Origin of the sequence: Herbidospora sakaeratensis (assembly GCF_001570525.1) — a bacterium.
GTDB classification, from domain to species: Bacteria; Actinomycetota; Actinomycetes; order Streptosporangiales; family Streptosporangiaceae; genus Herbidospora; species Herbidospora sakaeratensis.
The window spans coordinates 43,064-56,360 of record NZ_BBXC01000013.1; the positions used below are offsets into that span (position 1 = coordinate 43,064).

Below are 13,297 nucleotides of genomic sequence, written 5' to 3' on the forward strand. Positions count from 1 at the left end.
GCCGTTCACCGGGGCCGGTCCGGAATCCATCCGGGCCGGCCCTCGACGATTCTCCCGGCCAGGGCCGGCAGGTCGGGCGCGACGAAGTCGGGCCGCGGCAGCGCGGCCACCGGCAGCGGCGCGTTGCCCCGCCGGGTGATCAGCCCCGCCGAGAAGCCGGTGCTCTGGGCGCCGACGCTGTCCCAGACGTGGCAGGTGACCATGAGGCAGGCCGACGGCGGCACGCCGAGGCCCTCGGTCACCAGGCGGTAGACCCGCGGGGCCGGCTTGTAGGCGCGGGCGGCCTCGACGGTGAACGCGCGCTCGAAGTAGGACGCCAGCCCCGCGTGCTCCAGCGGGCTCGGCGCGTCAGCGGCGGCCGGCGAATTGGTCAGGGTGACCAGCCGGAAACCCGCCTCCCGCAGCCGGGCCAGGCCGGGCTCGACGTCGGGGTGGGCGGGCATGGTCCGCATCGCCTCCTTGACGTCGGCGACGTCGTGCGGGGTGATCTCGACGCCGTGGACGTCGGCCAGCATCCCGAGCACCCCTTGTCCGAGGGTGAAGAAGTCGGTCCACCGGCCGGACAACGTGGCCGTCATCGAGTACGTGATCAGCTGGCCGAACCATTCCCGGACGACCCGGGCGTCGCCGAAGATCCTCTCGAAGAGCGGGTTCATCGACTCGATGTCGATCAGGGTCTCGTTGACGTCGAACACCAGCACGCGGTCCATCCTTCGGACCTCCCCGCTAACCGGGCTGGTCAGACGTCTCCAGGGCACGCCGCAGGGCAGCGCCGAGTTCGGCGTTCTGCCGCTGGGACACCCGGGCCGACAGGATCGCCTGGGAGCCGTGGAAGGTGCCCGGCCACTGGTGCAGTTCGACCGAGACGCCCGACTGGAGGAGGCGCACCGCGTAGGCGAGGCCCTCGTCGCGCAGCGGGTCGAACTCGGCCGTGGCGATGTAGGCGGGCGGCAGGCCCGACAGGTCGGCGGCGCGGGAGGGGGCGGCGTACGGGGTCGCGGGGGCGGAGCCGAGGTTGGCCCGCCAGATGAGGGCCAGGTTCTCCGCGTCGAGCCGGGGGGTGCGGGTGAAGGCCCGCGCCGACCAGGTGTGCCTGCGGTCGTCGAGCATCGGCTGGTTGAGGAGCTGGAAGCGGATCGGCGGGCCGTCCTCGTCGCGGGCCCGCAGCGTCATGGCCGCCGCGAGGCCGCCGCCCGCGCTCATGCCGCCGACGGCGATCAGATCCGGGTCGACGCCGAGGTCGGCGGCGTGCTCGGCGAGCCAGCACAACACGGTGTAGGCGTCGTCGAGGGCGGCCGGGAACACGTGCTCGGGCGCGAGGCGGAAGCCGACCGAGACGACCAGCGCGCCCGACGCCTCGGCGAGCCGGGCCGCCGAGGGGTGCTCGGTGTCGAGGTCGCCCACGATGCCCCCGCCGCCGTGCAGCCAGACGACCGCGCCCCGCGTGTCCCTCGGCCGGTACACGCGCACCGGCACGGGCACGGCGGCGTCGGTCACCTCCAGGGCCGAGGTGTCCGGGGCGGGCAGGGAGGCGACCAGCGCGGCGGTCATCGTGCGTTCGGCCACCGGGTCGGCGTAGTTCGGCCGGGGGATCAGCGGGACGAACGGGTCGAGTTCGGGATCCATGGCGGCCATCCTCCCGGCCGCCGCGCCCGGGATCATCCGCCATCCGTCGCGTGGGCGGGCCGGAATCCGCGCCGTACTGCGGGCTTTTATCCTCGGGGCATGGAGGCACTCGCCGTACGCCTGTCGCACCTGGATTCCCAGGCCGAGGGGGCGATCAGGGTCGTCATGTTCTACGACACGCTGATGCGCCGCCGGGTCGACCTCCCGGCCCTGGCCCGCGCCTCGGCGGGCCTGGCCGAGTGCGTGGCCGGCATCCGGCTCCACGACGGCGGGCGGGTGATCCGGTTCGCGCCCGACGGCGGCCGGGCGCGGGCCCCGGCCCCGCCGCCGTCCACGGTCACGCCGATCTCCCTCGACGACGAGGAGATCGGCGCGGTCTGGCTGGAACGCCCCGGCCCGCCCGGCCCGCTCGACGAACTCCTGCTCGACCGCCTCGCCCTCGCCGCCGCGTCGGTCGTCGAGCGTTACGGCCCGGCCCGCACCACCATGGCCGACCCCGCCCTCGTCGAACTTGTGATCAGCGAGGACGCCGACGAGGCGGCCAGGGCGAGGGCGCTGCGCCTCCTGGGCTTCGCCCCCGGCCCGCCGGTCGCCGTCGCCGCCGTCGTCTCACCGGCTCCGCTCGACCGGGTCGCGCGCCTGGTCTGCCCGGCCGGTCTGGTGAAGGCCGCGCCCCTCCGCGACGTGGGCGTGCTGCTGGCCGCCGCCGTCGACCCGGCGCGATTCCCGGCCGGTTCACGGGCGGGCCTCGGCCGGTCCTGGCGGGAGGCGCGGACCGCCCTGCGCTTCACGACCCCGGGGGAACCCGTCATCCGGTACGCCGATCTCGGCGCGCTGGCCCTGCTGGCCGACGTACCGCCGGAGATCGCCCGCGCCAACGCCGACGTGGCCGCGCTCGCCCGCCTGGCCGACCACCCCGACGACCTCAGGACCCTGGACGCCTACTGCTCGACCGGCTCCCTGCGCGGCGCGGCCGAGCTCCTGCACCTGCACCACAGCAGCGTCGCCCGCCGCCTCGGCCAGCTCGGCGGGGTGCTCGGCATCGACCTGGCCGAACCCGGCGGGCGGACGCGGGTCAAGATCGCGCTCACCGTGCGGCGGCTGCTCGACGGGTAGGGCAATCCGGCCTGGTCAGCCCGTAGTAGGACATTGCGGCGACGAGCAGGCCCAGGCCCCAGAACGTGTAGCCGAACATCTCCATCGACACCTTCCACACCGGGGCCTCGGCAAGACCGCCCCTGCCGAGGAGCCATGCCGTCATCCCGGCCACGCCGAAGTAGCCGGCCAGGCCCGCGCCGACGAACAGGGCGGGCCCGAGCACGAGCCATCGCGGCACCGGACGTCCGGCAAGCGGACCCACCCAGCGCGGCCAGATCCGGCCGAACCGGTGGACCAACGCCAGCGGCAGGAGGGTGCCGGCCACGATCAGCAGGGCGATGAAGATCTCGAACGGCGAACCGGACGTGAACGGCAGCGGCCTGCCCGCCGCGACGGAGTCGACGACCAGCGCGGTCACCCGGACGGCGCACCCCCCGATCGCGACGTAGGCGGCGAGGTAGGCCCATCGCGGCGCCGGGTCGGTGCGCCGCTCCGGCGAACGCCCGTGGACCCGCCCGCAGTGCACGCAGGCCCGCCGCACCCTGCGCTGCTCGCCGACCGCACCCGCGAGCGTCAGCACGCCCGCCGCCGCCCCGGCCGCACGGGTCAGCAGGGCTCCCCAGTGGTCGACCTGACCGAAGAGCATGGTGGCCAGACTGATGACGAGCATGTACGAATAGACGATCAGCCCGGCCCCGGCCACCCACGCCACCGCCACCAGCGCCCACCGCGCGGGCGCGCCCCAGCGGTCGGCGATGCCGGCGGCGATCACCCAGCACACCGCCGCGGCCGTGAAGGCGAGCGCCACCGCGACCTGCCGGCCGGGCGAGAACGACTCCTCGGGAGGGGCGAAGCGGGACCCCGGGTCCAGCAACCACCACACGTGGGCCGCCCCATAGAGCGAGCACCACACCACCGCGATGCGGGGCCACTCGCCCGGCCCGCCTAAATCATCGGCTCTCATCCGAACTCCTCACCCCGTGACGCGACGAGTGTGCTCGGTCGGAGCTGTGATCCCGCTGAGCGGCGCTGAGAGCCCACTCAGCTGCGACGGGGCAGATGGGCGGAGAACACCACGTCGACCCGACGACGGAATGGCCGGGAAAACCACGTCGGCCTGACGAAGGCTGGGCGGGGAACATCACGTCGACCTGACGAAGGCTGGGCGGGGAACATCACGTCGACCTGACGAAGGCTGGGCGGGAATGGCACGTCGACCTGATCAAGGCTGGGGCGGCGAAGATCCCGTCGACCTGACGAAGGAGGAGCGGGGAAGACCTGCGCCGACGGTTTCGGCCCCAGGGCAGAGTCGGACATGCGGGCTCGCCGGGCCCGAGCCTCATTCCGCTGGACGGCTCACGGCGGGGGCGGTCTCCAAGCGCCAGACCTGCCGCAGGATGACGGCCAGGCACACCAGTTCCACGGCGGCCAGAAGCAGGTAGTGCGGTTTCGCCGATCCGCCGCCGATGATGAACGCCGCCGTCAGCGGGGCGGCCACCAGGGTGACCCGCCGCATCATCGCCGGTCGCGACACCCGCGACAACACCACCATCACGATCGGGATCTCGACCATGACCGCCGACCCCACCAGGAGCAACGGGGTGACGGGCACGCCCCCGGCATGCCCCGCCATGAGCCCTCGCAGGAATTCGCCGTCCAGGAAACTGAGCACATCCGCGTAGATCATGGTGAACAGGACGACGATCCACAGGGTGGAAAGTCTCGCTCGCACGTCACTCATGGCGGCCTCCGCGCCTCTTCTGGATCGTGGTCATGGGGACAGGCTGGCGCGACGAGCCGGCGCGGCGCTTCGGCCGAAGGGTGGCGGTGCGGCATCGACTTTGGTCGCATTCCGCTGGACCGAGGGCCGACGTAGCCTTTGATCGTGACGACCCCGGGACGCTCCAGGCGCGACTGGGCGGCCGATGTGGCGTTGTTCCTGCTGGCCATCGCCCTCACGGCGCTCGGCCTGGTGGAGAGCCTCGGCCAGGATCCCGCGCCGGTGCCGTTCGCCGTCGACGCCGTCCTCGGCGGGCTGAGCTGCCTGGGAGTGTGGTCGCGGAGGAGCCGGCCGGTCGGGTTCGCGGTGGTCGCGGTGGCGGTCAGCGTCTACTCGATGTCGGCCGCCGGGGTGGCGCTGATCGCGGTGTTCACCGTCGCGGCGCACCGGCGACCGGCGGTGGTCGGACCGATCGTGGCCGGGTGTGCGCTGGTGCCGTTTTTGACGCCGCTGGTCCGGCCGGACGTCCCGGTCCTGCCCTGGTGGCAGATCCTGCTCGGTTTCGCCTGCGTCGCCGCCGTGCTCGCCTGGGGCATGTTCGTGGGAGCCCGGCGGCAGTCCCTGCGTGAACGGGCCCGGCGGGTCGAATCGGAGCGGGAACTGCACCTCGCCCAGGTCCGCCAGTCCGAGCGTGACCAGATCGCCCGGGAGATGCACGACGTGCTCGCCCACCGGTTGTCCCTGCTCAGCCTGCACGCCGGGGCGCTGGAGCTGCGTACCGACGCCGCGCCCGAGGAGGTCGCGCGGGCCGCCGGGGTGATCCGCGACAGCGCGCACCGGGCGCTGGAGGAGTTGCGCGAGGTCATCGGCATGCTCCGGGCCGGCCTCGACCGGCCGGAGGAGGGGCGGCCGGAGCAGCCTCAGCCCACCCTGGCCGACCTCTCCGAACTGGTCGATCAGTCCCGCCGCGCCGGTATGCGAGTGCTGCTCGACTGCCAGGTGGGGGAGCCGCCCGCGGCGATCGGGAGGGGCGCGTACCGGATCGTCCAGGAAGGGCTCACCAACGCCCGCAAGCACGGCCGCGACGGCCAGGTGTCGGTGGCCGTCGGCGGCGCGGCGGGGGAGGGGCTCACGGTCGAGGTGCGCAACCCGGCCGGCGCGGCCGACGCCGGGATCCCGGGCGGCGGCAGCGGCCTGATCGGCCTGGCCGAGCGGGCCGGTCTGGCCGGTGGACGGCTGGAGTACGGCCCGACCGCCGCAGGTGAGTTCCGGTTGCGGGCCTGGTTGCCGTGGCCGGGGTGAACGACGTGATCCGGGTCCTCATCGTGGACGACGATCCGCTGGTGCGAGCCGGCCTGGTCATGATCATCGGCGCTTCGCCCGAGCTGAGCGTGGTGGGCGAGGCGGCCGGTGGAGCCGAGGTGCCCGCCGCGGTGGAGTCCTGCCGCCCGGACGTGGTGCTGATGGACATCCGCATGCCCGTGCTCGACGGCCTGGCCGCCACCGAGCTGCTGCGTGCCCGGCCCGACCCGCCCGAGGTCGTCGTGCTGACCACCTTCGACGCCGACGAGTACGTGCTGCGCGCCCTGCGCGCCGGGGCGAGCGGCTTCCTGCTCAAGCACACCCCGCCCGCCGACATCCTGCGCGCGATCGTCCGGGTGGCGGCCGGGGAGCCCATCCTGTCGCCGACGGTGACCCGTCAGTTGATCGCCCACGTCGCCGACACGGGCGCCGCCGCCCGGCGGCAGCACGCCGTCCGCGTGCTGGGCCTGCTCAGCCGACGCGAACGGGAGGTGGCCGTCGCCGTGGGCCGGGGCGGGTCCAACGCCGAGATCAGCGGCGAGTTGTTCATGAGCGTCGCGACCGTGAAGGCCCACATCTCCCACATTCTCGACAAACTCGACCTCAACAACCGCACCCAGATCGCCCTGCTGGCCCACGACGCCGGCCTGACCGGCTAGCCGACCGGGATGTCCAGCACCACCGCGTGGCCGCCCGATTCGTCGATCAGGTGCTCCTCCAGCGCCGGTCCCGCCACCGTCAGCCCGTGGCGGCCGATCCAGGTGAACAGGTCGTGGCCCGCCCGCACCACGCCCTCCGCCGTGGGCAGCACCGCCCTGACCACCTGGCGGACCGGAAGGGTCAGCGTCTCGCCGCCCTGGTCGGCCACGGCGGCGGAGAAGGGCCCGTCGAGCCAGGTCAGCAGGGTCCCCGAACACTGTCCGGCCAGCTCGGAGGGGTGGCTCGCCGTCAACCGGCGCACCTTCAGGCGGCGGGCCCCGGCGGTCGCGGGCCGGGGGACGACCGTCAGGGGGTCGGCCAGGTAGTGCTCCGCCTCGGCGGCCGTGGCGGTCAGGGCGGCGAGGTCGGCGCGGAGACGGTCGAGGGTCTCGGCGACGGCCCGGCGGGTCTCGGTCTCGGGGGCGTCGAGCAGGTCGGCGATGTGGCGCAGGGGCAGGCCGAGGCGTTGCAGGGCGCGGATGCGTTCGAGGCGGGAGAGCTCGGCCACGCCGTACCAGCGGTAGCCGGTGAGGTGGTCGACGGCGGCGGGCCTGAGCAGGCCGGTTCTGTCGTAGTGGCGCAGGGTGCGTTCGGACACCCCCGCCATGCGGGCCAGTCGCCCGATTCGCCACATGCTTGACCTTGTCCGTGCGTCAGGGTTCTACGGTCCCGGCATGACCGACCTGTCCAGGCTCGCCGGAGTCCTGCTGCTGTCCTCGTTCACCGCCATGGTCGCCGGAGTCGCGGTGGCCGCGCCATCGGGGTTGACCCTGAATCCCGCCGATCTCGACGCCACACTCCGGGCCGTGCACGACCTGACCGGCCTGCATCTCGCCTCGCTGGCCCTCGACCTGCTCGGGTGGCTGGCGCTGACCGCCGCCGGGCTCGCCGTGGCCGGGCTGCCGGGCGGCCTGCTGGCCGCCGCCGGGCTGGCGGGGCTGCTGCACGACGCGGGCAACCTCGCGGTCACCCAGCTCACCGATGATCCCGGGGCGGCGCTGCCCGTCCTGCTCACCGCCAAGTGGGCGGTCAACCTCGCGGGGTTGTTGTGGGTCGCCGCGACCGTCGCCGGTGCGGCGCTGCTCCCGCTGCCCCGGTGGTCGCGGGTCGCGGGCGCGCTCGCGGCCCTGTCGGGCCTGGCCGCCGTCGTCCTTCCCTGGACGACCGGGCTCGCGGGCCCCTCGGCCGCGCTGGAGCAGGCGGGCTACGCCCTGCACCTGCCCGTCATGCTCTGGTACGTCTTCCTCGGACTCCGCCTGGTGAAATAGTCGGATCGTCCAGCCCATCTCACGGTTCCACCATTCCGGCCACGCTCAGAGCACCCATAGTTTCTTCCTCACCCGCGTTCATCTGTCTAGTGAGGCGGTCCGCCCCCAACGGACGGCCCGCCGCTGACCTGGACTTATGCTCGGCCGTGGCCTGAGGCGAAGCAGCGATGGAGAAGGTGTGAGCGACGAGACGAATGGCACCCGCGCCCTGATCGGGATCACCGGCGAGGGCGTGCGGCTGACCGTGAGCCGAGGTGCGGCGACGGTCGTGGACGGGGTCGCGCTCGGCTTCTCCCTGGGCGGCACCCGGCTGGGCGTGGCCCCGGAGCAGGTGGGCGTCACCGAGCGGGTGGTGCGCGACCGGTTCACGCTCCGATCGGGCAAGGCGACCGGCCCGCACGACTACGAGCACCACGAGACCGTGCACACCTTCCGCGAGGAGGGCGTGGTCTGGCAGGCGATCCTGCGCACCGGCCCCCACGGAGTGGCCGTGCGCTACGCGCTGCCGCTCCTCGACGGCGTCGCCGAGATCACCGCCGACCACACCGCCGTGCCGCTGCCCGCCGGATCGCGGAACTGGGTGCTCGACTACCAGACCTGGTACGAGACCCCGCGCTACGGCGCCGACACCGCCGACCTGGCGGAGGGCGCCTACGGCCTGCCGTTCCTCACCCGCCTCGGCCCCGACCTGCACCTGCTGATCACCGAGTCGGGCATCGACGGCCGGTTCTCCGGCGCGCACGTGCGCTGGGACGGCGTCCTGCGCGTCACCCTCGCCGACGCGGCCGTCGAGGTCGCCCGGGGCCCGGTGACCCCGTGGCGGGTGCTCCTCGTCGGCAGCCCGGCCGAGCTGGTCTCCTCGTTGTTCGTCGAGGAACTGGCCCCGGCCGCCGCGCCCGAACTGGCGGCGGCCGACTGGGTGCGGCCGGGCCGGGCGGCCTGGTCGTGGTGGTCGGACTTCTACTCCGGCGCGCAGCTCGCCAAGCAGCGGCACTTCGTGGACGTCGCCGCCGACCTGGGCTGGGAGCACCTGCTCATCGACTGCGGCTGGGAGGAGACCTGGGTCCCGGAGATCGTCGCGTACGCGAGCCTGCGGGGTGTCCAGGTGCACCTGTGGACCATCTGGCGTGACCTCAACAGCCCCGAAGACCTGCGCAGACTCGCACTCTGGCGGTCGTGGGGGGTGGCCGGGATCAAGGTCGACTTCATGGAGTCGGAGTCGAAGGACCGCTACCGCTGGTACGACACGATCCTCACCGAGTCGGCCCGGCTCGGCCTCATGGTCAACTTCCACGGCTCGGTCATCCCGCGCGGCTGGGCCCGCACCTTCCCCCAGGTCATCGGCTACGAGGCCATCAGGGGCGCCGAATACTACGTGTTCTTCGAGAACCAGGCCCTGACCGCCGCCCACAACGTCATCCAGCCCTTCACCCGCAACGTCGTGGGGGCCATGGACGCCACCCCGGTCGCCTTCGGGGCGGCCGGCCGGACCACCGGCGACGGCCACGAACTGGGCCTCGCGGTGGCCTTCGAGTGCGGCATCACCCACTTCGCCGACCACGTCGACGCCTACACCGCCCGCCCGGCCGCCGCCCGGTTCCTGGCGGAACTCGCCCCGAGCTGGGACGAGACCGTGCTGCTGGCGGGCGACCCCGACAGCCACGCGGTCATCGCGCGCCGGTCGGGCGACCGCTGGTTCGTCGGCGGCGTCGCCACCGGCGAGGCCCGCACGATCCACGTGCCCCTCGACGACATCGCCGGGCCGGACGCCCAGGTGTGGATCGTCGGAGACGACCTCACCGAGACCACGGCCACCGGCTCCTTCGACGTCGAGATCGCCCGCGACGGCGGGTTCGCCGCCGTCGTCGCCCCGGCCGGCGCCGACCTCTTCCGCGCCCGCCCCCGGCCCCGCCTGACCCCGCCGGAGGCCGCCCCGATCGCCGAACTCGGCGCCGACGGCACCGCTACTCTCGTCACCGACCCGGACGCCCGGTTGCGGCTGCCCCCGGGCTGGACCGCCGAGCGGCGTACCGGAACGGAATGGCTGGTCCGGGCACATGGCCTGCTCCCCGGGCGGCTCGGCGTGGTCACCGTCGAACGCGACGGCGACGACGGCGTCCCGGTCGTCGCGCACACCCGCGTGATCAGCCCGCTGACCGAGGGCGGGCACGCCCTCTCCGACCTGCCCATGATCGCCTTCACCAACGCCGACGGCCCGGTCGAGCGCGACATGTCCAACGGCGGCGGCAACCCCCGCGACGGCGGCCCGCTGCGGGTGGCCGGGCGGGAGTTCGCCCGCGGCCTCGGCACCGCGCCGCCCTCGGAGGCGCGTTTCCATCTCGGCGGCTGCGCCCACCGGCTCACCGGCGCCGTCGGCGTCGACGACGAGTCGGCCGGCGACGCCCGGGTCGCGGTGCTCGCCGACGGCCGGGAGATCTTCACCGCCGACGTCACCGCCGGTCGGCCGGTCATCCCCTTCGACCTGGACGTCTCGGGCGTCCGCACGCTCGTCCTGCGCGGTTCGGGAGACGACTCCGCGCACGTCGACTGGGTCGACCCCATCGTCCACGTCAACCAGCCCCCCAGCACGAACTGAAGAGGTACGACATGAGACACACCTGGACGGCCGCCCTGGCCGTGGCGGCGACCCTCCTCACCGCCTGTTCCAGCGGATCCACGGGCGGATCCACGGGCGAGGCCGCCCCGGCGGGCGAGAAGGTCACGCTCACCTACGCCAACTGGAGCGAGGACCAGGCCCCCGCGATGGAGCAGATCGCCACCGAGTTCCAGAAGGAGAACCCGAACATCACGGTCAAGGTGCAGACCCTGCCCTGGCCCGAGTACTGGTCGACCCTCCAGGTCGGCGCGGCGGGCGGCACGGCCCCGGACGCGTTCTGGATGCTCGCCGACCACTTCCGCGAGTACGCCAAGGGCGGCGCGCTGATCGACCTGTCGGACACGGTGAAGACCGCAGGCATCGACATGACGGCCTACCCCAAGGCCGTCTCCGACTCCTACACGTACGAGGGCAAGATCTTCGCCCTGCCGAAGGACTTCGACACCAACGGCATCTGGTACAACAAGGCGCTGTTCGACGCGGCGGGCGTCACGTACCCCGACGACACGTGGGGCTGGCAGCAGGTGCAGGACGCCGCCAAGAAGCTGACCGACCCGGCCAAGGGCGTGTGGGGCATCGCCGCCCCGATCGACGCGCAGGGCGGCTACTACAACACGATCCTCCAGGCGGGCGGCGGCATCATCAAGCCGGGCGGCACGGCCTCCGACTTCGCCGGGCCCGAGGCGGTCGCCGGGCTGAAGTTCTGGACCGACCTGCAGAAGGCCGGCGTCTCGCCGACGCTCAAGCAGCTCTCCGACACCGAGGCGGTGTCGATGTTCGAGAGCCAGAAGGTCGCCATGTACTTCTCCGGCGCCTACTGGGCGCTGCGTTTCCACAAGAACGCCGACCTGAAGGGCAAGGTCGACGTCGCCCCGCTGCCGCAGGGCGTCAAGCGCGCCACCGTCACCAGCGGCATCGGCAACGCCGGGTACGCCGGCAGCAAGCACCCCGAGGAGCTGAAGAAGTTCCTGGTCTTCCTCGGCGGCGCCAAGGCGGCCGAGATCCAGGCGGCCACCGGCACCGTGCTCCCGGCCTACAAGGGCACCCAGCAGCCGTGGCTCGACTCGATGCCGGAGTTCAAGCTCCAGGTGTTCATCGACGCCATCGACTACAGCGTGCCGCTGCCGGTCGCCGGCAACACCGCCGAGTGGCAGGGCCTGGCCGCCCAGTACCTGGCCCCGGCCTGGGACGGCGTCAAGCCCGTCGAAGAGGCGGCCAAGGAGTACCAGGCCGCGGTCGACGAGGTGCTCGCCAAGCAATGACGTCCTCAGCGAAGAGCGCGAACAGGCCGGGCGTGGGGTGGGCGCTGCTGTTCGTCGCGCCCGCCACCGTCGGCCTGGTCGCGCTCTACCTCTGGCCGTTCCTGTCGACGTTCGTCAAGAGCTTCCAGGACGTCCCGGCGTTCGGGCCCGCCACGTACACGGGCCTGGACAACTACGCCGAACTCGCCGGCGACGGCGAGGTGTGGCAGGCGTTCGGGAACTCGGCGCTGTACACCGTGCTCGTGCTGCTCGGCATCCCGCTGGCGGTGGTGCTGGCCGCGCTGATCGAGCAGGTGAGCCGGGGGCGCTCGGTCTACCGGGTGTTGTTCTTCCTGCCGGTGGTGACGCTGCCGGTGGCGGTCGGCATGGTCTGGCGCTTCATCTACAACGGCGACTTCGGGCTGCTCAACTACGTGCTGTCGTGGTTCGGCGTCGACGGCCACTACTGGGTCGCCGACCCCCGGTTCACCATCTACGCCTTCGCCGCCGTCGGCGTCTGGATGGGCCTGGGCATCAACCTGATCATCCTCGGCGCGGGCCTGCAGGCGATCCCGAAGGCCGTGTACGAGGCGTCGGCGCTCGACGGCGCGGGCCGGGTGCGGCAGTTCTTCCACATCACCGTGCCGCTGCTGAGCCCGAGCATCTTCTTCGTGACGATCCTCACCGTGATCGCCGCGCTCCAGATGTTCGACCTGATCTTCATCATGCTGCGCAGCGTGAACAACACCGCGCTGGCCGACTCCAAGACGATCGTCTACCTGTTCTACGAGAAGGCGTTCGTGCAGTTCCAGCAGGGCTACGGGGCGGCCATCGCGATCGTGCTGCTGATCGTGATCATGATCGCGACGGCGCTCCAGTTCCGGCTCCAGAGATCGTGGGTGTTCTATGGGTGAGCGCCGCACGTGGCCGATCCACCTGCTGCTGATCGTCGCATCGGTGATCATGGTGGTGCCGTTCGCCTGGCAGATCCTCACCGTCTTCAAGACGACGCCCGAGGTGGCCCGGATCCCGCCGACGGTCCTGCCGGAGGAGTTCAGCCTCCACGCCTTCGAGACGTTCTTCTCGACGGTGCCGTTCTGGTCGATGTTCGCCGTCTCCACGGGCTCGCTCGTGCTGCGCGTCGTCGGCCAGGTCGCGGTGGCCGCGCTGGCGGGATACGCCTTCGCGCGGCTGCCGTTCCCCGGCCGGAACGTGCTGTTCGGGCTGTTCGTCGCGATGCTGATGGTGCCGAGCCAGCTCTTCCTGATCGGCCAGTACGGCCTGATCCGCGACTTCGGCCTGCTCGACACCCTGCCGGCCCTGGCGATCCCCGGCATGTTCTCGGCGTTCGGGACCTTCCTGATGCGCCAGGCGTTCCTGAACATGCCGGCCGACTTCGAGGAGGCGGCCCGCCTCGACGGGGCCAACCCCTTCCAGGTCTTCTGGTACGTCATGCTCCCGATGGCCAAGCCGACGCTGGCCGCGCTGACCGTGCTGACCGGCCTCTACTCGTGGAACGACCTGCTCTGGCCGCTGATCGTCTCGCCATCGGGGGAGAACCGGCCGCTGCCGGTCGGCCTGGCCGGTCTCCAGGGCCAGTTCGGCACCGACTACCCGACACTGATGGCCGGCGCGCTCGTCTGCTCGATCCCGCTCGTGCTCGTCTTCCTGCTGCTGCAGCGCCAGTTCTTCCGGGGCATCGCCAGCAGCGGACTCAAAGGATAGG

13 protein-coding genes are annotated in these 13,297 nt (G+C 72.5%); 8 read left to right on the plus strand and 5 right to left on the minus strand.

Going from position 1 to position 13,297, the window contains the following annotated elements:
- Window positions 1-5: 5 nt before the first annotated feature.
- Both AW271_RS21380 and AW271_RS21385 read right to left on the minus strand, forming a co-directional pair.
- Window positions 6-710: a haloacid dehalogenase type II gene (locus AW271_RS21380; RefSeq protein WP_062339181.1), complete on the minus strand. Its 705-nt coding sequence runs from the start codon at window positions 708-710 to the stop codon at window positions 6-8.
- Window positions 711-726: 16 nt separating this feature from the next.
- Window positions 727-1,626: an alpha/beta hydrolase gene (locus AW271_RS21385; RefSeq protein WP_174553108.1), complete on the minus strand. Its 900-nt coding sequence runs from the start codon at window positions 1,624-1,626 to the stop codon at window positions 727-729.
- Window positions 1,627-1,725: 99 nt separating this feature from the next.
- Here AW271_RS21385 and AW271_RS21390 point away from each other — a divergent pair, with 99 nt between their 5' ends.
- Window positions 1,726-2,742 carry a helix-turn-helix domain-containing protein gene (locus AW271_RS21390; RefSeq protein ID WP_062339183.1) on the plus strand — a complete coding sequence of 339 codons (1,017 nt, stop codon included), beginning with the start codon at window positions 1,726-1,728 and terminating at the stop codon, window positions 2,740-2,742.
- On the opposite strand, the gene AW271_RS21395 is transcribed toward AW271_RS21390, so the two are convergent.
- Together AW271_RS21395 and AW271_RS21400 are read right to left on the minus strand one after the other, a co-directional pair.
- Complete coding sequence (locus tag AW271_RS21395) at window positions 2,714-3,688, minus strand: hypothetical protein (protein WP_157554465.1); 975 nt, start codon at window positions 3,686-3,688, stop codon at window positions 2,714-2,716. The genes AW271_RS21390 and AW271_RS21395 overlap by 29 nt on opposite strands.
- A gap of 375 nt (window positions 3,689-4,063) precedes the next feature.
- Window positions 4,064-4,465 carry a DUF6326 family protein gene (locus tag AW271_RS21400; protein WP_062339185.1) on the minus strand — a complete coding sequence of 134 codons (402 nt, stop codon included), beginning with the start codon at window positions 4,463-4,465 and terminating at the stop codon, window positions 4,064-4,066.
- A 144-nt stretch (window positions 4,466-4,609) separates the two neighbouring features.
- On the opposite strand from AW271_RS21400, the gene AW271_RS21405 reads away from it, so the two are divergent.
- Both AW271_RS21405 and AW271_RS21410 read left to right on the plus strand, forming a co-directional pair.
- On the plus strand, window positions 4,610-5,746 hold the full coding sequence (locus AW271_RS21405) for a sensor histidine kinase (protein WP_157554467.1): 1,137 nt from the start codon (window positions 4,610-4,612) through the stop codon (window positions 5,744-5,746).
- A complete protein-coding gene (locus tag AW271_RS21410) occupies window positions 5,743-6,405 on the plus strand; it encodes a response regulator (RefSeq protein ID WP_083977076.1) in 663 nt (220 codons plus the stop codon). Before AW271_RS21405 ends, AW271_RS21410 begins: the two co-directional genes overlap by 4 nt.
- Here AW271_RS21410 and AW271_RS21415 read toward each other — a convergent pair.
- Complete coding sequence (locus tag AW271_RS21415; protein WP_083977000.1) at window positions 6,402-7,079, minus strand: MerR family transcriptional regulator; 678 nt, start codon at window positions 7,077-7,079, stop codon at window positions 6,402-6,404. The two genes, AW271_RS21410 and AW271_RS21415, sit on opposite strands and share 4 nt — an antisense overlap.
- Before the next feature lie 40 nt (window positions 7,080-7,119).
- On the opposite strand from AW271_RS21415, the gene AW271_RS21420 reads away from it, so the two are divergent.
- The 5 genes from AW271_RS21420 (at window position 7,120) to AW271_RS21440 (ending at window position 13,296) form a co-directional block, all read left to right on the plus strand.
- The gene (locus tag AW271_RS21420) at window positions 7,120-7,713 is read left to right on the plus strand and encodes a hypothetical protein (RefSeq protein ID WP_062339188.1); all 594 of its coding nucleotides are present in this window, start codon (window positions 7,120-7,122) and stop codon (window positions 7,711-7,713) included.
- A gap of 178 nt (window positions 7,714-7,891) precedes the next feature.
- Window positions 7,892-10,309, plus strand: a complete 2,418-nt coding sequence (locus AW271_RS21425; RefSeq protein WP_062339189.1) for a glycoside hydrolase family 97 catalytic domain-containing protein — start codon at window positions 7,892-7,894, stop codon at window positions 10,307-10,309.
- Window positions 10,310-10,320: 11 nt separating this feature from the next.
- Window positions 10,321-11,592 carry an ABC transporter substrate-binding protein gene (locus tag AW271_RS21430; RefSeq protein WP_062339190.1) on the plus strand — a complete coding sequence of 424 codons (1,272 nt, stop codon included), beginning with the start codon at window positions 10,321-10,323 and terminating at the stop codon, window positions 11,590-11,592.
- On the plus strand, window positions 11,589-12,485 hold the full coding sequence (locus AW271_RS21435) for a carbohydrate ABC transporter permease (RefSeq protein WP_062339191.1): 897 nt from the start codon (window positions 11,589-11,591) through the stop codon (window positions 12,483-12,485). Before AW271_RS21430 ends, AW271_RS21435 begins: the two co-directional genes overlap by 4 nt.
- A complete protein-coding gene (locus AW271_RS21440) occupies window positions 12,478-13,296 on the plus strand; it encodes a carbohydrate ABC transporter permease (RefSeq protein ID WP_062339192.1) in 819 nt (272 codons plus the stop codon). The genes AW271_RS21435 and AW271_RS21440 overlap by 8 nt, the downstream gene beginning before the upstream one ends.
- Window position 13,297 lies beyond the last annotated feature (1 nt).